Source organism: Burkholderia sp. BCC0506, assembly GCF_902833145.1.
In the GTDB taxonomy this organism is placed as follows: domain Bacteria; phylum Pseudomonadota; class Gammaproteobacteria; order Burkholderiales; family Burkholderiaceae; genus Burkholderia.
In genome coordinates this window covers 449964-471912 of the sequence record NZ_CADFEN010000005.1, presented here as the reverse complement: position 1 = coordinate 471912, position 21949 = coordinate 449964, and the positions used below count along the sequence as shown (strand labels likewise).

At 70.3% G+C, this 21949-nt stretch carries 15 protein-coding genes and 2 riboswitches; of the genes, 8 read left to right on the top strand and 7 right to left on the bottom strand.

From position 1 onward, the window contains the following. Positions 1-6: 6 nt before the first annotated feature. The 7 genes from HWX62_RS14600 (at position 7) to HWX62_RS14570 (ending at position 12033) form a co-directional block, all read left to right on the top strand. Positions 7-4995 (top strand): non-ribosomal peptide synthetase, encoded by a 4989-nt coding sequence (locus tag HWX62_RS14600; protein WP_175929213.1) that lies wholly within the window; start codon positions 7-9, stop codon positions 4993-4995. Next, positions 4985-6016: a GNAT family N-acetyltransferase gene (locus HWX62_RS14595; protein WP_175929212.1), complete on the top strand. Its 1032-nt coding sequence runs from the start codon at positions 4985-4987 to the stop codon at positions 6014-6016. The genes HWX62_RS14600 and HWX62_RS14595 overlap by 11 nt, the downstream gene beginning before the upstream one ends. Before the next feature lie 32 nt (positions 6017-6048). Continuing rightward, positions 6049-7425 (top strand): lysine N(6)-hydroxylase/L-ornithine N(5)-oxygenase family protein, encoded by a 1377-nt coding sequence (locus HWX62_RS14590; protein WP_175929211.1) that lies wholly within the window; start codon positions 6049-6051, stop codon positions 7423-7425. 46 nt (positions 7426-7471) lie between these two features. Further along, complete coding sequence (locus tag HWX62_RS14585) at positions 7472-9712, top strand: TonB-dependent siderophore receptor (protein ID WP_175985159.1); 2241 nt, start codon at positions 7472-7474, stop codon at positions 9710-9712. Positions 9713-9799: 87 nt separating this feature from the next. Then, positions 9800-10639: a formyltransferase family protein gene (locus HWX62_RS14580; protein ID WP_175929209.1), complete on the top strand. Its 840-nt coding sequence runs from the start codon at positions 9800-9802 to the stop codon at positions 10637-10639. Then, positions 10639-11655, top strand: a complete 1017-nt coding sequence (locus tag HWX62_RS14575; protein WP_175929208.1) for a GNAT family N-acetyltransferase — start codon at positions 10639-10641, stop codon at positions 11653-11655. Before HWX62_RS14580 ends, HWX62_RS14575 begins: the two co-directional genes overlap by 1 nt. 159 nt (positions 11656-11814) lie before the next feature. Further along, positions 11815-12033: an AbrB family transcriptional regulator gene (locus HWX62_RS14570; protein ID WP_175929207.1), complete on the top strand. Its 219-nt coding sequence runs from the start codon at positions 11815-11817 to the stop codon at positions 12031-12033. A 22-nt stretch (positions 12034-12055) separates the two neighbouring features. On the opposite strand, the gene HWX62_RS14565 is transcribed toward HWX62_RS14570, so the two are convergent. Both HWX62_RS14565 and HWX62_RS14560 read right to left on the bottom strand, forming a co-directional pair. Continuing rightward, positions 12056-12961 carry a nucleotidyl transferase AbiEii/AbiGii toxin family protein gene (locus tag HWX62_RS14565; RefSeq protein WP_175929206.1) on the bottom strand — a complete coding sequence of 302 codons (906 nt, stop codon included), beginning with the start codon at positions 12959-12961 and terminating at the stop codon, positions 12056-12058. Next, positions 12930-14000 carry a type IV toxin-antitoxin system AbiEi family antitoxin gene (locus HWX62_RS14560; protein ID WP_175929291.1) on the bottom strand — a complete coding sequence of 357 codons (1071 nt, stop codon included), beginning with the start codon at positions 13998-14000 and terminating at the stop codon, positions 12930-12932. The genes HWX62_RS14565 and HWX62_RS14560 overlap by 32 nt, the downstream gene beginning before the upstream one ends. Positions 14001-14324: 324 nt before the next feature. Here HWX62_RS14560 and HWX62_RS14555 point away from each other — a divergent pair, with 324 nt between their 5' ends. Continuing rightward, positions 14325-15488, top strand: coding sequence for a M20 aminoacylase family protein (locus HWX62_RS14555; protein WP_175929205.1), 1164 nt, complete (start codon positions 14325-14327; stop codon positions 15486-15488). Between the two features lie 255 nt (positions 15489-15743). Here HWX62_RS14555 and HWX62_RS14550 read toward each other — a convergent pair whose 3' ends face one another. The 5 genes from HWX62_RS14550 to HWX62_RS14530 form a co-directional block, all read right to left on the bottom strand. Continuing rightward, the gene (locus HWX62_RS14550; protein ID WP_175929204.1) at positions 15744-17048 is read right to left on the bottom strand and encodes a cobyrinate a,c-diamide synthase; all 1305 of its coding nucleotides are present in this window, start codon (positions 17046-17048) and stop codon (positions 15744-15746) included. Between the two features lie 2 nt (positions 17049-17050). Next, positions 17051-17653, bottom strand: coding sequence for a cob(I)yrinic acid a,c-diamide adenosyltransferase (cobO, locus tag HWX62_RS14545; protein ID WP_034207296.1), 603 nt, complete (start codon positions 17651-17653; stop codon positions 17051-17053). A gap of 34 nt (positions 17654-17687) precedes the next feature. Further along, complete coding sequence (locus tag HWX62_RS14540) at positions 17688-18065, bottom strand: cobalamin biosynthesis protein (RefSeq protein WP_175929203.1); 378 nt, start codon at positions 18063-18065, stop codon at positions 17688-17690. Beyond that, a complete protein-coding gene (gene cobA / locus HWX62_RS14535) occupies positions 18062-18871 on the bottom strand; it encodes a uroporphyrinogen-III C-methyltransferase (RefSeq protein WP_175929202.1) in 810 nt (269 codons plus the stop codon). The genes HWX62_RS14540 and cobA overlap by 4 nt, the downstream gene beginning before the upstream one ends. Before the next feature lie 110 nt (positions 18872-18981). After that, a riboswitch (cobalamin riboswitch) is annotated at positions 18982-19218 on the bottom strand. Between the two features lie 69 nt (positions 19219-19287). Further along, a complete protein-coding gene (locus HWX62_RS14530) occupies positions 19288-21357 on the bottom strand; it encodes a TonB-dependent siderophore receptor (RefSeq protein WP_244136041.1) in 2070 nt (689 codons plus the stop codon). A gap of 221 nt (positions 21358-21578) precedes the next feature. Further along, positions 21579-21845: riboswitch (cobalamin riboswitch) on the top strand. The last annotated feature ends 104 nt before the right edge of the window (positions 21846-21949 follow it).

Here is a 21949-nt window from a genome sequence, read left to right as displayed (position 1 = left end):
CGACGGATGACGAAGGTTCAACCCGACTGGCTGGCGCTCGCGACGCGTTTCGCGCAACTGCCCGACGCGCAGCGCGCGGTTTTCATCGACAAGCTCGGCGCGGCCGGCATCGACTTTCGCGTGCTGCCGATCCCGCCGCGCACGGCGCGCGGCGACCGCGTGCCGGCGTCGTTCGCGCAGACGCGGCTGTGGCTGCACGCGCGGCTGATCGATGCGCCGGACGCGTACCACATCACCGAGCGCCTGGCGCTGACGGGCCCGCTCGACGTGCATGCGCTGCGTCTTGCATGCGATGCGCTGATTGCGCGCCATGAAGCGTTGCGCACGACTTTCGACGAAGCGCCGGACGGCGTCGCGCAAACGATCCATCCGCCGTTGCGCTGCCCGTGGCGCGACACCGATCTCGAGGCGTTGCCGGATGCGCAGCGTGTACCGCGCGCGGAGGCCGTCGCGACGGCCGACGAAGCCGAACCGTTCGATCTCGGCACGGCGCCGCTCGTGCGCGCGCATCTGGTTCGCTTCGACGCGACGCATCACTGGCTTGCGCTCACCGTGCATCACATCGTGTCGGACGGCTGGTCGTCGGGCGTGATGCTGGCAGAACTCGCGGCGTTCTATCGCGCGTATGCGTCGGGCGAGCCGGTGCCGCTCGCGCCGTTGCCGATCCAGTACGCCGACTACGCACTGTGGCAGCGCCGCTGGCTCGATGCCGGCGAGCGCGACCGTCAGCTCGCGTTCTGGCGCGAGCGGCTCGATCCGCAGCGCGGCGTGCTGACGCTGCCGGGCGCGGCCGCGCGGCCGGCCCGTCGCAGCGCACGCGGCGCGCGTCACGTGTTTTCGCTCGATGCGAGGATCGCCGCACGGCTGCGCGCATTCGCGGCCGCGTCCGGCGCGACGCCGTTCGCGGTGCTGCTCGCCGCGCTCGATGCGCTGCTGGCGCGCGCGACCGGCGACGCACGGATCTGCGTCGGCGTGCCGGCCGCGAACCGCGAGCGCGCGGAGGTCGCCGGCCTGATCGGCTTCTTCGTCAACACGCTGGCGATCGACGTCGACGTACCCGCGCACGGCGATTTCTCGTCGCTGGTCGCACGCACGCAGCGCGCGCTCGTCGATGCGCAGATGCATCAGGACGTGCCGTTCGAGCAGGTGGTCGACGCGCTCGGCGTGCCGCGCAGCGCAAGCCACCATCCGCTGTTCCAGGTGATGGCCGCGTACGGCGAACGCCGCGCGCTGCCCGCGCTCGGCGCGGCGTCGGCCGCGTTGCTGCCGTCGGGCACGCCGTCCGCCAAATTCGACCTGACGCTGTCCGTCGAAGCGACGCCGGACGGCACCTTCGACGCCGCCTTCATCTACGCGCTCGACCTGTTCGACGCGGATGCGATCGCACGGCTGGCCGCGCGCTTCGTCACGCTGCTCACCGATGCGCTCGTGCGTCCGAGCCTGCCGATCGGCGATCTCGACTGGCTGCCGGCCGACGAACGCGCGCAGCTTGCTGCGTGGAACGCGCCGGCCGGGGCGACCGCGGCCGAGCCGTTCGTGCCGGTGCATGCGCGCATCGCCGCCCACGCGCGGGCGCGGCCGGACGCACGCGGCGTCGCCGATATCGATCGCGCGTTGACGCGCGGCGAAGTCGATGCGCGTGCGGCGCGCCTGGCACGCCATCTGGTGGCGGCCGGCGTGCGGCCCGAGATGCGCGTCGGCGTCGCGCTGCAGCGTTCGGTCGACCTGCTCGTCGCGCTGATCGCGGTGCTGAAGTCGGGCGCCGCGTTCGTGCCGCTCGACCCGGCTCACCCGCGCGAGCGGCTCGCGCAGATCGTCGGCGACGCGAACATCGCGCACGTGCTGACCGACGGCGCGAGCGCCGCGTCGCTGCCCGAATTGCCCGAACTGCGCATCTGGCGCGCGGACGCCATCGATGCGCTCGACGCAGCCGCGCACGTCGTGCTGCCGGACGTGCTGCCCGGCCACGCGGCCTATGCGATCTACACGTCGGGCTCGACCGGCAAGCCGAAGGGCGTGATCGTCGACCACGCGTCGTTCGCGCTGCATTGCGCGGCGATCGCCGAGCGCTACGGCGCGGGCGAGAACGACGTGTTCCTGCTGTTCCAGTCGGTCAATTTCGACGGCGCGCACGAAGGCTGGTTTTCGCAATACATGTCGGGCGCCGCCGTGTCGGTGACGGCCGACGTGCTGTGGCCGCCCGCGCAGACCTGCGCGATGATGATTCGCGACGGCGTGACGATGACCTACGTGCCGCCCGGCTGCGCGGCCCAGCTCGCCGAATGGGCGCTCGCGCACGGCGCGCCGCCGACGCTGCGTTCGCTGACGGTGGGCGGCGAGGCGACGTCGCGCGAGGCGTTCGCGATGCTGCGCCGCGCGCTGCCGAACGTGCGCGTGGTCAATGGCTACGGCCCGACCGAAACGGTGATCACGCCGACGCTGTGGATGTTCCGGCCCGGCGACGATCTCGCGACGCTCGGCGACGCCGCGTACCTGCCGATCGGCACGCTGGTCGGCGCGCGTACCGCGCACGTGCTCGACGCGCGGCTGCATCCGCTGCCGGTGGGCGTGATCGGCGAACTGTACCTCGGCGGCGAGGGCATCGGCGTCGCGCGCGGCTATCTCGACCGTCCCGCGCTGACGGCCGAGCGTTTCGTGCCCGATCCGTACGGCGCACCGGGCGCGCGACTGTACCGTACCGGCGACCTCGTGCGGCGCCGCGCGGACGGCGTGTTCGATTTCATCGGCCGTGTCGATCATCAGGTGAAGCTGCGCGGCCTGCGGATCGAACTCGGCGAAATCGAAGCGCAGCTCGCCGCGCACGACGCGGTGCGCGAAGCCTGCGCGGTCGTGCACGGGCAGGGCGCGCTCGCGCAGCTCGTCGCGTACGTCGAGCTGACCGCCGATGCGCAGGCGGCCGCGCAGCCCGTCGAAGCCGCGGCGCTCGACGCACACCTGCGCCGCACGCTGCCCGACTACATGGTGCCCGCGCAACTGATCGTGCTCGACGCGCTGCCGCGCAACGCGAACAGCAAGGTCGACCGTGCACGGCTGCCGGCGCCCGTGCGTGTCGAACGCGCGTACGAGGCGCCGCACGATGGCGACGAAGCCGCGCTGGCCGCGATCTGGTGCGACGTGCTGAACCTCGAGCGGGTCGGCCGCGGCGACCACTTCTTCGATCTCGGCGGTCATTCGCTCGCGGCCGTGCGTGTCGCGACGCGCGTGGCCGAGCGGCTCGGCCGCGACGTGCCGGTGCGCGCGCTGTTCGAGGCGCCCGTGCTCGCGCAATATGCGCGGCAGGTGGCCGATGCGCCGCGCGCCGCGCATTCCGGCGCCACGGCGCCGGGCATCGCGGTGGCCAAACCGGACGCGCACGGCGTGTGGCCGCTGTCGCCCGCGCAGCTCGGCCTGTGGTTCCTGTGGCGCGCGCAGCCGGATAGCGCCGCGTACAACATTCCGGTCGCGCTGCGCGTGCGCGGCCCGCTCGACGTCGATGCGCTGCGCGCCGCGTTTTCGGATGCGGCAGCCGCGCATCCGGCGTTGCGTGCACGGCTCGTCGTCCGCGACGGCGCGCTGCCGGGCCAGCGCGTCGACGCAGACGTGGCCGTCGGCCTGCCGGTGATCGACCTGTCGGCGCAAACCGATGCGCTGACTCGCGCGGCCGCGCTGACCGACGAGGACGCGCTCGCGCCGTTCGACCTCGCGGCCGATGCGCCGCTGTGGCGCGCCCGCCTGTTGCGGCTCGGTGCGCACGACCACGTGCTGTCGGTGACGATCCACCACATCGTGTCGGATGGCGAATCGATCGAACTGTGGCTCGACGCGGTGCGCGCCCGCTATGTCGCTCGCGTGCGGCGCGGCGCGGCACCGGCCGATGAAATTGTCCAACCGGCCCGCCAACAGCTCGTGCTGCCCGCGCCGTGCCATCCGGCGCGCGTCGCGTACTGGCGCGATGCGCTCGCCGATCTGCCGTCGCGCGTGTTGCCGCTGCGCGCCGATGCGCCGGCCGTGCCGCAATGGCGCGCAGCCCGCATCGCATTCGAATTCGATGCGCAGCTGATTCGCGCCGCGCGCGACGCCGCGTCGGCCTCCCACGCCACGCTGCCGATGCTGCTGCATGCGGCGCTGAATACCGCGCTGTTCCGCGCGACGGGCGCGGCCGACCAGCCGGTCGGCGTGCTCGCGTCGACGCGCGCGCTCACCGGCGACGCGGCCCGCAACGCGCTCGGCCTGTTCATCAACTCGGTCGTCGTGCGCACGCGGATCGACCCGGCCGCACGCCGCGCGGACGTGCTCGCGCAGGTGCGCGACACGGCGCTTGCCGCGTATGCGCATGCCGACGTGCCGTTCGCCGACGTCGTGGCCGCGCTGCGTGCACCGCGTGCCGCGCAGGCCAATCCGCTGTTCCAGGTGATGTTCAACTACCTGCGCCCGACCGGCGCCGCCGCGCGCGACTGGGCCGGCCTGTCGCTGGCCGAGTTCGACGACGTGCGCCATCGCGTCGTGTTCACGCTGGAGCTGGACGTGGTCGAGCACCCGGATGGCCGCGTGAGCGCCGCGTTCTCGTATGCGGACGAACTGCTCGCGCGCGATTTCGTCGAGGCGCTCGTCGAGCTGTATCACGACGAAGTCGCGCGTTTCGCCGGTGCGTCGGAAGCGGCACTCGGCGCGCCCGACGCGCACGCAGCCATGCACACCGCGTGCGGCGCACCCGTCAACGGGGCCACACGCGCCGACGCCGTCCCGTCGCATGCCGCTACCGCGCTCGCCGCGCTGTGGTCGGACACGTTCGCGACGGCCGCGCCCGAGCCCGATGCGGACCTGTTCGAAGCCGGCGCGACGTCGTTCGACGTCGTGCGCTTCGTCGATGCGGCCGGCCGAGCCGGTCACGCGTTGACGGTCGCCGACGTGTTCGCGACGCCGACGCTCGCGGCACTCGGCGCGCGGCTGGACGCGCGAGCGGAAACGGGACACGAGGCGCGCCATGCTGGCTGAAGTGCGTCCGGACGGGTTCACGATGCTCGATACCTACCGCCTCGCGTTCGCGGACGGCCTGTTCGCCGTGCGCGACGGCGCGCAGATCCGCGTCGCGCAGGGCGACGGCATCGGCGCGCAGTTGCTGCGCGCGCAACTCGGCGACGACGGCGCGCTGCGCCTCGTCGCTTACAACCATCGCGCGGCGCCGGCGGATCAGCGGCGCGCGCTGCTGGCCGCGCTCGCCGCGGCGTTTTCTGACAGCGCGCGCCACGCGGCGATCCGCCTCGACCCGGCCGCGTGGCCGGCGGTCGCCCTCGACGCGCTGCGCGCGAGCGGCGTCCTCGCCGACGCCGGCCGCTGCCTGCGCGACGGCTGGGCGCAGCAGGCCGATCTGTGGTGCGTCGGCCCGTCTCTGCCGTGCGCGACGCTGCCGACGATCACCGACGGCCGGCGTCATCCGCGCCGTCCGCCCGCACCGCGCGGCGACGTCTACGCGCGCGACCTGCCGGCGCTCGGCGTGCGCTTCACGCTGCGCGGCTGGCAGCCGGCCGAGGACACGGAGCGGCTCGCACGCTGGTTCGACGAGCCGCGCGTGCGCGACGGCTGGCCGGGCGCACAGCCTCGCCAGCTCGGCGCGCAAGGCCCGTGGCAAGCCGATCCGCACGTGACGCCGCTCATCGGCTGTTTCGACGGCGAGCCATTCGCGTATTTCGAGGCGTTCTGGCTGAAGGAGGACGCGCTCGCGCCGCACGTCGCGGCGCGCGACTACGACCGCGGGCTGCGGATGCTGGTCGGCGAGCCGCATTGGCGCGGCCCGCATCGCGTGGCCGGCTGGCTGCCGTCCGTCGTCCATTACCTGTTTCTCGACGACCTGCGTACCGAAGCGGTCGGCTGTGCCGTTCCGGCCGGCCACACGCGGGTTGCCGACCATCTCGCGCGGCATGGCTTCGCGCGGCAGCGCCGTCTCGCGCTGGCCGACGCGCAGCCGCTGTGGATGCGCACGCTGCGCGAGACGTTCTTCTCCGGCCGTCACGTCTGACGGGCCGGATTCACCGACAAGGGAGCTGAGACATGCAGAGAGAAACCGTATTCGACCTGATCGGCGTCGGCTTCGGGCCGTCGAATCTGGCGCTGGCCGTGCGCCTCGCGGAGCGCGGCGGCGCGCACACGCTCGCCCATTGCTTCATCGAGCGCCAGCCGGAATTCGGCTGGCATCGCGGGATGCTGCTCGACGACTGCCGGATGCAGATCTCGTTTCTGAAGGATCTCGTCACGATGCGCGATCCGAAAAGCCGCTACACGTTCATCAACTATCTGTTCGAACGCGGCCGCCTGAACGAATTCATCAACCTGAAGAACTTCTATCCGACCCGCGTCGAATTCCACGACTACCTGAGCTGGGTCGCCGACGCGTTCGACGATCGCGTCCATTACAGCGAGACCGTGCTGGGGATCGAACCGGTGCGCGGCGACGGCGCGAAGATCGACGCGCTGCGCGTGCTGTCGCGCGACGCGGCCGGCCACGAGCGCCAGCGCGTCACGCGTGCGTTGTCGGTGGGCGTCGGCGGCACACCGGCGATTCCCTATGCGTTCGCCGCGCTCGGCCGCGACCGCGTGATTCATTCGTCATCGTACCTGGCCGACATCGACCGGCTCGTCGCGTCGCCCGGCGGCGAGCGGCGCCGCGTCGCGGTGATCGGGGCGGGACAGAGCGCGGCCGAGGTGTTCATCGACCTCGCGCGCCGCTTCCCGCACGTCGACGCGAGCCTCGTGATGCGCGCAGGCGCCTTGAAGCCGGCCGACGACAGCCCGTTCGTCAACGAAATCTTCAGCCCCGAATTCACCGACGTCGTCTATGCGCAGCCGCACGACGCGCGCCGCGCGCTGCTCGAGCGCTATCGCGACACGAACTACGCGGTGGTCGACCGGCCGCTGATCGAACAGATCTACGAAATGCTGTACCTGCAGCGCATCGACGGCACGCCGCGTCACGCGCTGCTCGCGAACAGCGCGATCGAGGCCGCGCTGCGCGCGGCCGACGGCCGCATCGAGCTGACGCTGCGCGACCGGCTGAGCGGCGCCACGCGCGTCGAGCGTTTCGACGCGCTCGTGCTCGCGACCGGCTACCGCCGCGACACGCATTCCGCGCTGCTCGACGGGCTCGCGCCGCACCTGGGCGACGCGCTCACGCGCGGCGACGTCACGCGCGACTACCGGCTCGCGACGCCCGAGCACTTCACGCCGCACATCTACCTGCAAGGCTGCTGCGAAGACAGCCACGGCCTGTCCGACACGCTGCTGTCGGTACTGGCGCGCCGCGCGGACGAAATCTGCGCGTCGCTCGAAGCCGGCATCGCGTCCGCGCACGACGACGGCGCGGCGCGGGCCACGCATGAAAAACGACTGAACAACGGGGTGAGCGCAGGCCGGATGGCTTTCGCTCTTTGACAAAGGCGCGGTCGGAGACCGCATCGAAAAAGTGGAGCAGAAGAAGATGGAGTGGGCAACAGGCACGCGTGTGCGTGCGATCGCAGCCGCGGCAAGCGTGGCGTTCGGTATGGCGGCGGCAGGGCACGCATACGCCCAGACGGCGCCGGCCGTGAACGCAGGCGCCGCGGCGTCGGCCAGCAGTGCATCAGGCGGCGCGACGGCGCAACCGTCGACCGCCGCGCAAAACGGCACGCTGCCGGCGATCACCGTCAACGCGGCCTCGGCGGGAGACGGCACGGTCGGGCTCGTCGCCAAGCGCAGCACGACCGGCACCAAGACCGACACGCCGCTCGACGAGATCCCGCAGACGATCAACGTCGTCACCGCGCAGCAGATCGAGATGACCGGCGCCACCGACGTGAACGCGGCGCTGCGCTACGTGCCGGGCTTCTCGTCGTACGGGTCGGACAACCGCTCCGACTGGTACGCGGCGCTGCGCGGCTTCACGCCGACCGCCTACGTGGACGGGCTGCAGGTGCCGAACACGATCAACCTCGCGAGCTGGCGCGTCGATCCGTACATGATCGACAGCATCAGCGTGCTGCGCGGGCCGACCTCGGTGCTGTACGGCGCGGGCGATCCGGGCGCGATCGTCGACGTGCACACCAAGCTCGCCGACGGCGAGCGCGTGCGCGAAGCCGGTGTGCAGATCGGCAACTACGCGCGCAAGCAGTTCATGATCGACGTCGGCGACAAGCTCGACCCGGACGGCAAGTATGCGTACCGGTTCGTCGGCGTCGCGCGCGACGGCAACGCGCTGACGGGCCCGAACAACGACCAGCGCGTCGCGCTCGCGCCGTCGTTCCGCTGGCGCCCGGACGCGGATACGTCGCTGACGCTGTCCGCGACCTACCTGCAGGACTGGGGCGACATCTCGTCGAACTTCCTGCCCGCGCAAGGCACGGTGCTGCCGAACCCGAACGGCCAGATCGACAAGGACGTCTACGAAGGCGACGGCAACTTCAACTACTACCGCAAGAAGCAGTGGTCGGTCGGTTACCAGTTCGAGCGCAACCTGACGCCCGCCTGGACGTTCCGTCAGAACACGCGCCTGATGCACCTGTCGCTCGACAACGGCTCGGTGTTCGGCAACGGCTTCGTCGAAGGCAGCACGACCGACGTGTCGCGCTGGGCCGGCGTGTTCCAGATGAACTACAGCCGCTTCGACATCGACAACAACCTCGAAGGCCGCTTCGCGACGGGCCCGCTCCAGCACACGCTGCTGCTCGGCTTCCAGTACAACCGGCAGACCGCGACCGACAGCGAATGGCTCGCCGCCGCGCCGCGGCTGAATATCTACAACCCGGTGTACCAGCCCGTCACGACGGCGGTGTTCACGCCCGACGCGACGTTCCGCACCAACACGTACACGACGATGAACACGTTCGGCCTGTACGCGCAGGACCAGATCAAGTGGAACCGGTGGACGCTGACGCTCGGCGGCCGCGAGGACTGGGTCAACATGCGGCAGGACGACCGTGCGGCCGGCACGTCGACGAAGGCGGACGTCACGGCGTTCACCGGCCGCGTCGGCCTCACGTACCAGGGCGATTACGGGCTGTCGCCGTACGTCAGCTACGCGACGTCGTTCAATCCGCTGATCGGCGTGAACCTGGTCGGCGGCGGGCTGCCGCAGCCGACGCGCGGCAAGCAGATCGAAGCCGGCCTGCGCTGGCAGCCGCCCGGCAAGAACCTGATGCTGAACGCGGCGATCTACCAGATCAACCAGACCAACGTGCTCACGTCGGCGCTGCCGAGCCAGGACACGACCGGCACGAAGTCGGTGCAGACGGGCGAAGTGCGCTCGCGCGGGATCGAGCTGAGCGCGACCGGCAAGGTCACGCGGAACCTGTCGGTGATCGCGTCGTACGTCTATCAGGACGTGAAGAACGTGCAGGCCAACGACGTCTCGCTGAACAACTGGCCGGTCGACATTCCGCGCCCGCGCCAGATGGCGTCGCTGTGGACCGACTGGACGTGGCACACGGGGCCGCTCGCCGGCTTCGGCCTGGGCGGCGGCATTCGTTACCAGAGCGCGTCGGCCGGTGCGGCCGACAACTCGCTGACGGTATCGAGCGTCACGCTGTTCGACGCGGGCCTGCATTACGACACGCGTAACTGGCGGTTCGCCGTGAACGGGACGAACCTGTTCAACCGCCACTACATCAGCGGTTGCCAGTCGACGAACGTCTGCATTTTCGGGACCGACCGCACGGTGATCGCGACCGCGAAATACAACTGGTGACGTCGCGCGCCGCGGCTCGCCGGCCGGCCTTCGTGGCCGGCGCGGGTGCACCGCGGCGCCTTCGTTCCGCTTTTCCACGACGCATCCATGCCGAAGAAAAATCTCGTCTATATCCAGTCGCTGCGCAATGGCGCGGCCGATCGCGCCGGCCAGCCGGTCGCCTATCGCGGCGGCACGCGCTACATGAAGGCGCCGCTCGAATTCCTCGTCGAACGCCTGAACGATTCGCCGCTCGGCGAACGCTACACGCTCCAGGGCGTGATCGTCGACGACGACGAAGGCTCGCCGGCCGACCGCGCGAAAGTGGCCGACTACGGTTTCGCGCGCACGCCGGGCCGTCCGTGGATCCTGCCGGAAGGCCTGACCGTGCAGGGCCGGCCGGTCGACGAACTGTTCTGCACGATCCCGTCGACGTACCGGCGGCTGCCGCGCGACGCGCGCGAGCGCGCAGCCGGCAAGCAGGCGTTCGAGCGCCGCCTGCTCGAGCGCCTGCTCGAACTCGACGCCGACATCGTCGTGCTCGACGGGCTGCTCGTGATCCTCGACGAACTCGTGCGGCCGGGCGCGCGCTTTCACCGGCGCATCGCGAACATCCATCCGGGCATCACGGCCGACGATTCGCCGTACCAGCGGCGCGGCGCGTGGGCGACGCTCGACGCGCTGCACGGCGCACGCGGCGAACGGGTCGACTGGGCGACCGGCGCGACGTCGTCCGTCGAACCCGTGACGATGACGGGCGCGTCGTTCCACTACGTCGACAACGGTATCGATTCCGGCGAGGTGATCTACGACGTGCTCGACACGCCGATCGCACCGGACGACACGATCCTCGAGCTGCGCTGGAACAACTTCCAGCGCAGCCTGTTTCCGGCGCTCGAGCGCGGGCTGCACGTCCTCGCCGACCGTCACGACGCGGGAGCATGGTGATGCAAGACACGCTGACGAAACCGGCCGGCGCCGCCGATGCCGTCGAAGGTGAAGTGGCCGCCGCGCTCGACGGCGCCGCGCGCGGGCAGGCGGCGGCCGTCGTCGAGCATGCGCTCGACGCATGGCGGCCCGACGACGCGCCGGACGCGCTGCTCGCGACGTTCGTCGCGCTGTTCAACACCGACACGCGGCACGACGCGGCGACGATCTCGGTGCCCCTTGGCGGCGCCGACGCAGCGGCCGTGGCAGCGTACGTCGCGCGTGCGGTGCGCGAAGGCGTGATCGACGGCGCGCAGGTCGCGGGCGACACGCTGCGGTTCACCGTGTCGCGCACGACGTTCTGGCAGAATCCGCGGCCGTGGCTGAAGGCGAGCGCGTCGGGCGGGATGCCGCTGCGCTACGCGATCACGAACGGCCATCGGCATCCGGTGCGGCCGCCGTCGCCGGCCGGCGAGATCTATGCGCGCTACATGCCGCAGGTCGGCATGACGTTCAGCCTGCGCACCGTCGACATCGACGCGCACGCGGACTTGTTCAGCGGCTGGATGAACCTCGACCGCGTCGCGCATTTCTGGGACCAGCGCGGCACGCGCGACGAGCATGCGGCGTATCTCGCCGAACGGCTGGCCGACCCGCACATGCACCCGATGATCGGCTATTTCGACGACACGCCGTTCGGCTATTTCGAGTTCTACTGGGCGAAGGAGGACCGCCTCGCGCCGTTCTACGACGCGCACGACTACGATCGCGGGCTGCACCTGCTGATCGGCGACTCGCGCTTCCAGAGCGCCGGCAAGCTGCATGCATGGTGGAGCGGGGTGCTGCACTACATGTTCGTCGACGAACCGCGTACGCAGCGGCTCGTCGGCGAACCGCGCGTCGATCACGTGCGGCATATCGCGTACATGCACCGGCTCGGCTTCCATACGCTGAAGGAATTCGATTTCCCGCACAAGCGCGCGGCGCTCACGGTGATCGAGCGCGATACGTTTTTTGACACGTTCCGGTTGCCGTGACGGGGCGGGCACGCGGCGTCGGTGCGGCCGGACGATGCTTCGCGCCGCTCGCTGGAGGCCGGGGTATCGGCCATTCGCGACAGGAAGCCGACGGCCCGTGTTGACAGGTGTCAGCCGATGCCTCGAGTAGGCGAACGTATTCGTTACATGGAGTCGTTCATGCGCACTGTTTCCCTCTTGACGGTCGACGGCCAACAGGCCGTCCGCATTCCGAAGGGCCTTGAATTCAACGACGTGACCGAACTGGAGATCCGCCGCGAAGGTGGCGCGTTACTGCTGTGTCCGGTCGGTCCGGTACGTCCGACGTGGCTGTCCTTTGCAAACGAGCCGCTCGCCGATTCCGGCTTCGTCGTCGAGCCGACCCGGGCAGGACGGTGAAAACGGCGTGACCGGCGTGATGTCACGCCCGATGGACGAGCGGATCCGCCAGGAAGCCGTCGCGGAACGCATCGAGATACCGGTCCGCGTCGTCATTGAATTCACCGGGCAACAGCGCGAACGCGCGGGCCTGCAGATCCTGTCCGAGCGTCGCGTAAGTCGCGTCGTCGGATAACAGCGCGTGAATGGCGTCGTGCGTGTGCGGTGACGCGATCCGCTTCGCGTCGCGTGCGAGCAGCGCCGCTGCCGCCAGCTCCGGCTGGAAGCCATGTCGTTCGAGCAGGTCGGGCGCGACGTCCCAGATCCGCTCGCGATTGCCCGCGTCGTGAAAATGCGTGAGCAGGAACAGCAGGTCGTACGCGTCGCTGTTCTGGCGCGCGCGCCGGTCCTTCCACGCGAGCAGCTTCAGCAGCGCGAGCGCCGGCAGGCTCGCCACCGGCACCGTGATGCCGGCGCCGATCGACACGGCGAGCGCCGTATCGACCGCCTCCTGAAACCCCAGCACGTTCAGCACGAAGTCGCCGCCCGGCGGCCATGCGATCTCGCCGGGCGGCGTTTCGAGCGGCCCGAACGGCACCAGATCGAGTTCGGTGCGAAAACCCGGCGAGCCGCTGTCGAACAGCAGCTTTTGCCGATGCTTCGGCGCGCGCGCGAACTGCCCGGTCGCGACGAGTGCATCGACGAGCCGTTCATGAAACGGCCAGCTGACCGCGCACACGGCGACGTCGACGTCGCGCGTCGCACGCACCGGACGGATGCCGTGGACATGCCACATCAGGATGTCGCGCGCGGTCGCGCCGGCCACGACGAATGCCGCGTCGAGCCGCGCGCAGGCCGCGCCGACCGCCTGCAGCAGCGCGACCGCCGCCGGCTCGAGCGGCCGGCGCGCGTCGATTTCAAGCGGGCGGGTGGGCGAGGTATCGGTCATGGATATGTTCGGCGGCGGCAAGATTGCGGCTGTCTCCGGACGAGACGAGATCCGCGTAGATCAGGAGCGGCGGCACGAGCGGCACATCGTGCTCGCGCCAGTCGGGCGTCGGCAACTGCGGCCAGAACGCTTCGAGCAGCTCGACGTCGCCGTGCTCGTCCGGGCGCAAGCGGGCTTGCAGCAGCAGGCGGTTCGGCACGGCGCCGTGCGTATAGACGGTGATCGCCGCCGGCTTCAGGTCGTGCGTGAGCAGATCGGCCGCCGCTTCGCCGCCGAGCCGCGCATCGAAGGCGGCGAAATCGAAGCCGCGCCACCAGTCGGGGGCGAGCGCGGCAAACCGCCGGGCCGGCAGTTTCGCGCGCAGGCGGCTCGGGTACAGCGCGACCCATTCCTGCAGGAAGCGCGGCCAGTCCGGCATCAGCCGTTCGCCGTTGCGCCGCTGCGCGACGAGGCCGCGCGCGATCAGGTCGTCCATCGCGAGGTTGACCGTGCCGAGCGCGACGCCCGACGCGGCGGCGATCGCCCGGTACGACTGCGCGACGAGGCCCGGTTGCGTCGCGAGCGCGAACATCACGGCGAGCCCCTTCGGCGTGGTCGCGCGCGACGCCTGACGGCGCGGCGTGCGCGCAGGTTTCGGGCGGCCGGAGATCATCAGGGTGGCCTCCGGCTGGATCAGGCTCGCATTGCCTGCCGTATCGAGAAACGGGATGTCGTGCTCGGTCAGGCGGGCGGCCAGTTCGGCGGAAAAATAAGGCGCGACCAGCATCAGCGGCCGCTCGCCCGGCGCCGGCGTGCCGCCGCGGCGACGCAGCGCCGCGAGCGCGCCCTGCAGCGACTCGACGCCGACACTCACGGCCGCCGGCATCTCGAAGGTCTGCCCGGCGATGTCGAAGCGGATCATTGCGTCGGCGCGCGCCTGGTACGCCGCCGGCACGCGCACGGGCCGCGCGGCGAAGCGCCGGGTCGCGCGGCCGAACGCGGCACACGCTTCGTCGAGCACGTGCTGTTCCGATATCGGGAGGGGGACATTCGCAGGCATCACCGAGGGTCGCTTGTTCACTGTTTTGTCAGCGTACACAAAAAATGTACAACCGTCAAAAAATGAACAAACGTTTTCAAGCCGTTGATACAAAGGGATTATTCCGGGGCACTGAACCGCCATCAACGATCACCTCCACGTGAAAATTCGAGCCTGAACGCACAGTGTCGCGCGTGCCGCACGGAGGCGGCAGTCGTCCGGACGGGAGAGCGATTCGACCGGCAATCAACGGTTGTCTCCACGACGACTTTCTGTCTGCCCGGTTGCCGCTTAACGAACTATCCTTGCCTGCACATTCCCTACTGGACAACAGGAGACGACACCGTGACGCACAGCGTGATCCCCGCAGGCCTCGCCGACGAAATGATCGAGATCCGGCACCGCATTCATGCTCACCCCGAACTGGGTTTCGAGGAATTCGCGACGAGCGACCTCGTCGCCGAACAGTTGCAGTCGTGGGGCTACGCCGTGCATCGCGGGCTCGGCGGCACCGGCGTCGTCGCGCAGTTGAAAGTGGGCGACGGCCAGCGGCGCCTCGGCCTGCGCGCCGACATGGACGCGCTGCCGATCCACGAAGCCACGGGCCTGCCGTACCAGAGCACGATCGCGGGCAAGATGCACGCGTGCGGCCACGACGGCCACACGGCGATGCTGCTCGCGGCCGCGAAGCACCTCGCGCGCGAACGCCGCTTCTCGGGCACGCTGAACCTGATTTTCCAGCCGGCCGAGGAAGGGCTCGGCGGTGCGAAGAAGATGCTCGACGACGGGCTGTTCGAGCAATTTCCATGTGACGCGATCTTCGCGATGCACAACATGCCGGGCTTCCCGACCGGCACATTCGGTTTCCTGCCGGGGCCGTTCATGGCGTCGTCGGATACGGTCGTCATCGACGTGCAGGGCCGCGGCGGCCACGGCGCGGTGCCGCACCGCGCGATCGATCCGGTCGTCGTGTGCGCGCACATCGTCGTCGCGCTGCAGACGATCGTGTCGCGCAACGTGTCGCCGCTCGACATGGCGATCGTCACGGTCGGTGCGATCCACGCGGGCGAAGCGCCGAACGTGATTCCCGATCGCGCGCAGATGCGCCTGTCGGTGCGTGCGCTGAAGCCCGACGTGCGCGACTTGCTCGAAACGCGCATCAAGGAGGTCGTGCATGCGCAGGCGGCCGTGTTCGGCGCGAGTGCGACGATCGACTACCAGCGCCGGTATCCGGTGCTCGTCAACGACGCGGAGATGACGGCGTTCGCGCGCGGCGTCGCGCGCGAATGGGTCGGCGAAGCCAATCTGATCGACGGGATGGTGCCGCTCACCGGCAGCGAGGATTTTGCGTTCCTGCTCGAGAAACGGCCGGGTTGCTACCTGATCATCGGCAACGGCGACGGGGAGGGCGGTTGCATGGTGCACAACCCCGGCTACGACTTCAACGACGCGGCATTGCCGACCGGCGCATCGTACTGGGTCAAGCTGACCGAGGCGTTTCTGGTGTGATGGAGGCGGCGAGACATGAGGCACTGGGCCGACCATCGGCCCGACTTCGGCGGGGCCGAATACGAAACGTACCCAAATCCTGGCCCGCATGCGGGCAACGCATGGCGGTTAAAGGCAGGCAACTTCGGCCGACCCCGTTGGCTGAACTCGACCTTGAAGACGTTTGGCGCTATACCGCCGAGCTGTAGTCGCTACAAGGCAACGCTCAATCTCGACAGGCTTTGTGCCGCGTCATGCACGCACGACATCGATCGTTCAGAACGCTTCCCCGCTGAACAACGCCACGACCGCGTCCGGATTCGACGGCCAGTACATGTGCATGTACGTCGCGACGATCGCGCCGCTGCGATAAACGGCTTCACCGCTGCCGGCCTCGCCATCGGGCCGGGCGGCGGTCGCGACCGGCGCCAGCGGCGTATCCAGCCGCGAATAATGAAACGTATGACCGCGCATCGGCCCGGTGCGCGTATCGAGCTGTTGCATCCCGAGCGCGGCGAACCGGCGCTGCATCGTCGCGTGGCCCGGCAGCAGCCCGAGCATCGGCGTCGTCGAGCCGTCCACGTCGGTCAGCGATTCGCCCAGATACACCATCCCCCCGCATTCCGCGACGATCGGCCGGCCGGCTGCCGCATGCGCACGAATCGTCCGTGCGGTCACGGCATTTACCGCCAGTGTCGCCGCATGCAGTTCCGGATAGCCGCCCGGCAGGAACAGCGCGTCGCAATCGTCGGGCACGGGTTCGTCGGCAAGCGGCGAGAAGAACCGCAGCGCCGCACCGAGCGCGTCCAGCAACGCGAGATTCGCCGGATAGATGAACGAAAACGCCGCATCGCGCGCGACCGCGATCCGCTTGCCGGCCAGCGCGCGCGGCAGCGGCGCGGCCGCGTCCGGCTCCGCGAACGCGACGGCCGGCGGCAACTCGGCCAGCGGCGTCTGCGCGAGCACGTCGGCCGCGCGGTCGAGCCGCGTATCGAGATCGTCGATATCGGCCGGCCGATGCAGGCCGAGATGCCGCTCCGGCAACGCGATACCCGCATCGGCCGGCACGTGCCCGAGCCAGCGCAGGTCGCCGGGCAGCGCCTGTTGCAGCAATTCCGCATGCCGCGCCGAGCCGACGCGGTTGGCCAGCACGCCGTGAAACGGCACCTCGGGCCGGAACCGCGCGAGCCCGAACGCGATCGCCGCGAACGTCTGCGCCATCGCCTTCGCCGAAATCACCGCGACGACCGGCACGCCGAACGCGACCGCGAGATCGGCGCTGCTCGGCGTGCCGTCGAACAATCCCATCACGCCTTCGATCAGGATCAGGTCCGCGTCGCGCGCGGCCTCGGCGAGCAGCGCGCGGCACCCGGCCGCGCCGACCATCCCGAGGTCGAGCGCATGCACGGGTGCGCCGCTCGCGCGTTCGAGCAGCATCGGATCGAGAAAATCGGGCCCGGTCTTGAACACGCGCACGCGGCGGCCGAGCCGGCGGTGCAGCCGCGCGAGGCCGGCCGTCACCGACGTCTTGCCCTGGCCCGACGCGGGCGCGCTGACGAACAGCGCGGGGCAGGCCGGCATGCTCAGAACTCCACGCCGCGCTGCGCCTTCACGCCTTGCTCCTTGTACGGATGCTTGACGAGCCGCATTTCGGTGACGAGATCGGCCGCATCGATCAGCGCATCGGGCGCGTGCCGCCCGGTGACGACGACGTGCACCGACGCCGGACGCGCGACGAGCGTCGCGAGCACTTCGTCGAGCGGCAGGTATTCGTACTTCAGCACGGTGTTCAGCTCGTCGAGGATCACCATCCGGTAGTCGCCGCTGTCGATCATCCGGCGCGCCTCGTCCCAGCCCTTGCGCGCGGTCGCGATGTCGGCGTCGCGGTTCTGCGTGTTCCACGTATAGCCGTCGCCCATCGTCACGAAATCGCATTGCGCGACCGCGCCGAGGAAGTCGCGCTCGGACGTATGCAGCGCCCCCTTGATGAACTGCACGACGCCGAGCCGCATGCCGTGGCCGAGCACGCGCACGGCCATCCCGAACGCGGCCGTGCTCTTGCCCTTGCCGTTACCGGTGTGGACGATCAGCAGGCCCTTTTCCTGCGTGGCGGCGGCCTGCTTCTTCTCGTGGCCGGCGCGGCGGCGTTCGGCCATCCGCTGATGGGATTCGGAATCGGTCTTCATCGGGAATCGTCCTGTCGAAAGCGAAACAACGGGTTCAAAGCGGGCCGGCGAGCGCGACCGTCACGCCGTCCCGGATGGATTTGGGGCCGAGCAACCGGCCGTGCGGCGCCGCGAGCTGCGCGCACGGCTCGGCCACGCCCGCGATGCCGAAGCGGGCGAGCGCGGCCTCCGACGGGCCGCTCGCGGCCAGTTCCGGACGGCTCGCGAGTTGCGCCGCGTCGAACGCGACGAGCGGCCAGCCACGGCGCGCGCACAGCGTGCGCAGCGCGCGGGCGCGTGCCTTGGCGGCGAGCGTCGCGACGAGCGCCGGCTCGGCGCCCGGGTAGCGGGCGAGCGCGGCGCGGATCGCGGCATCGAGTTGCGCGGCCGTGACGCCCGCGCGAAAGCCGATACCGAGCGCGACGCGCATCATGCGCGGCCGCCGAGCGCCGCACGCACTGCCGGATCGTCGGCGAGCGCGGCGACGCGGCCGATCACGACGATCGCCGGCGAGCCGATACCGGTCTCGCCGACGCGCGCGACGAGCGTATCGAGCGTCGCGCGTACGTGGCGCTGGGCGGGGCGCGTGGCGTTCTCGATCGCCGCGCACGGCGTGTCGCCGGGCAGGCCGCCGTCGCGCAGCGCGGCGGCAATCGCGTCGAGCCGGCGGATGCCCATGTAGATCACGATCGTCATGCGGGTGGCCGCGAGCGCGCGCCAGTCGGGCTCGTCGGCCCCCGCGCCGTGGCCGGTGACGAAGATCACGCCCTGCGCGTCGCCGCGGTGCGTGACCGGAATGCCGAGCGCGGCCGGCGCGGCGATGCCCGCGGTAATGCCGTTGACGACTTCCACCGGAAAGCCCGCCGCGCCGAGCGCGACCAGTTCCTCGCCGCCGCGGCCGAACACGAACGGATCGCCGCCCTTGAGCCGCGCGACGCTGCGGCCCGCGCGCAGGTGCGCGAGCATCGCGGCGACGATCGTCTCCTGCGGCGTCGATGCATGGCCGCCACGCTTGCCGACGTGCTCGATCAGCGCATCGGCACGGGCATGGCGCAGCACGTCGGGGTTCACGAGATCGTCGACGAGCAGCACGTCGGCCGTGCCGATCGCGCGCACGGCCTTGAGCGTCAGCAGGTCGGCGTCGCCCGGGCCGGCACCGACGAGCCACGCGCGGCTCATCGCGCGCGGCACGGCGCGCACCGTGTCGAAACGATGGAACGGGGCAGGCGGACGGCACATCGGCGGCCGGCGGGCAGGCAGTGCATGGGCGGATCGGACGAAACCTGCGCGAACGCGGGTGGAATGCGCACCCCATCCGTCCCCCGCGGATCGGGCGTTCGGCGAGCATCGCGCTCGCCCCTTGCGTCGGCCGGTATCCGGGCTGGCCGCTTGCCAGGCCGCAGCCTTCCCGCCCGTTGACGGGCAGTGGCATCGCGGGCGGCCTGGGCGCACGCGCGGGAAAGCGCGATGCGCGGGCGGCGTACCGTTGCGGGGACAGCACAGGCCGGGCGGCGATCCGCCTCCTGTTTCCCGTTTAACTGCATGCGCGGAATGCGCATGCGAGCACCGAACGCGGCGCATACGATAGCACACGCATGCAACGCACGAGCGGCCCCGGCGGGCCGGCTGCGCCGGGGTCGGGACCACGCGCCCGGTCAGAACTTGTACGTCGCCGTCAGCGTGAACGTGCGTGGCGCGCCGGGCATGATCTGCGCGACGCTCGTCGCATTCGCGTAGTAGTCGCGATCGGTCAGGTTGACGACCGCCAGCGTCACCTCCAGGTCGCGCGTCCGATATCCGGCCTTGCCGTCCCAGCGCACGTAGGCGGGCAGTTCGAGCAGGTTGTCGCGATCGGCGTAACGCGCACCTTCGTACACGACCCCGAGTTCGGCGAACAATCCGCGCAGCGGCGCATGGCCGACGAACAGGCTGCCGTTCGACGCCGACACGCCCGACGACCGCTTGCCCGCGTACTTCGGTTCGGCGTCGACCACTCGTGCGTGTTGCCAGCCGATGCCGCCGCGGACGAACCAGTCGCCCGCGAGCCGGCCGGCGACGCCCAGTTCCAGGCCGCGATTGCGTTCGAGACCGGTGAGGTCGAAAAACCCCGGCCGAACCGGGTCGGCCACGCGGCGGTTGTACAGATCGAGCTGAAACAGCGCGAGCGTCGTGCTCAGCGCGCCGTCGCGCCAGTCGCTTTTCACGCCGATCTCGTATTGGCGCGTGTATTGCGGGCCGAGATCGTTGGCGTTGCCGCGCGCGTCGGGCGTGATGCCGATCAGGTCGCCGCCGACCGGCGCGAAGTTCTTGCTGTATGACGCATACAGGCTGTGCGCGCCGACCGGCGACCACACGACACCGAGCCGCGGGCTCCATGCCGTCGTCGCGCGCCGCGAACGCAGGTTGTTCAGCACGTTGGTCGAATCGACGTCGAAACGCTCCGCGCGCAGGCCGCCGAGCAGTTTCCACGCGCGCCCGAGGTCGATGCGGTCCTGCGCGAAGATCGCATAGTCGCTGACGCAGTGGCGGTTCGTCGCGTATGGGCGCGGCGTCGAGCCGGCCAGTGCGAAACGATCCGGTCCGCTGATCGGAATCGGCGCCGCGTCGGCCTGCCGGAGCGTCGGCGCGCGTTTCTGCCAGCCGTATTCGATGCCGAACAGCAGGTGATGCAGGCCCGGCCCGGTCGCGACCTTGCCGCTCAGTTCGACGCCGGTCTGCACGTTGAGATGCGTCATGTCCTGCAGGTAGCGTGCCCGTTGCACGCGCCGGTAGTCGCGCGGCTTCGCGACGTAGCCTTGCGTGACGTAGGTATTGTCGAAGGTGCTGCGCAAGTCGAGCACGGCGAGCGTATGGCGCAATTCCCAGTCGCCGCCGAGCGCGTGCGTGAAGACCGAGCGCCAATTCAGGTTCTCGTCGCGGATGGTGTCGCGGCCCGGCGCGCCGAAGAAGGTCGCCCGTGGCGCGGACGGCAGCGAGAACGCGACCGGCTTGCCGGCCGCATCGACCGCGGCGACCGGCGCCGGCATGCCGCGATCGGGCACGCGCCGGTACACGTCGTATTCGAACTGCAGCAGCCAGCTGCGCCGCGCGTCCTGCCATTTGATCGACGGCGCGACGTATTGGCGCGTGCCGTCGACGTGATCGCGGAAGCTGCGTGCGTGTTCGCGTCCGGCATTGAGCCGCATGCTCCACGCCCTCGACAGCATCCGGTTGAGATCGACCGACGCGCCGAGCCGTCCCTCACTGCCGGTCGTAGCCGACACATGCCCGAAGTTTTCCGGCAGCGGCTGCTTGGTGATCCGGTTGATGACGCCGCCGCCGCTGCCGCGCCCGTACAGCGCCGCCGCCGGCCCCTTCAGCACTTCGACGCGTTCGATGTTGCCGAGACTGCGCACGTACTGCGCATCGTCGCGCATGCCGTCGAGCAGCAGGTCGCCCGCGCCGGAAAAGCCGCGAATGCGGAACGCATCGAAGCGCGTGTCCGACGTATTGGAAACACCGGGCACGCCGGCCAGCGCGTCGGCCAGCGTGCGGCCGCCATAGGACAGCGTTTCCTCGACGGCGACGCTGTCGACGGTTTGCGGGACGTCGCGCGGATCGCTCGCGGTGCGGGTCGCCGTGCTGACGCTTTCGGCGCGCGGATCGTTCGGATGACGGCGGCTGCGCACCTCGAGCGCGGGCAGCTCGTCGTCGAACTCGGCCGCCGCGGCAGGGCAGGAAGCCACGCCCGCGATCGAGCACAGCGACAGGGCCAGCGCAGGAAAGCACCGCCCGGATATCTGTCGTTTCGACATTGAAATTTAAGGATGACTGAGTGATTGCCTCACCTTGCCGTTGCGCGGTCGTCTGGATTGTTGTGGGGCGAAGTTTATCTCGATCAGTTGAAAACGACAATCATTCGCGTTTGCGGCCGGCCGCTCGCCTTGACGCTCCTTGCACCGCCGCCTACACTCGCACGCGTTTTGGTGCTCGCGCGCGCCGCTCCGGCGTGCGCAGTTAAACGGGAAACAGGGAGCCTGCCTGCACCGCAGTCGAGCCAACCTGTGCTGCCCCCGCAACGGTAAGCGAACGCGTCGCGCGCAAGCGCCACGCAGCGCCGCTTCGCCGCATGCCGTGCGCATGCGGACGACCGCCACTGGATGCCGCGCGTATCCGGGAAGGCGAAGCGGCGTGTTCGTCAGCCCGGATACCGGCCGAAACGTTGGGGTTCAGCGCCGCGGGGAGGCGGCGCATCGTCCACGGCCGCAGCAGGCCCGACGCCCGGTATGTCCCGCTGTCTCCGCCGATCCGCCCGCGCCTGCGCGGGCTCCGCGCGAC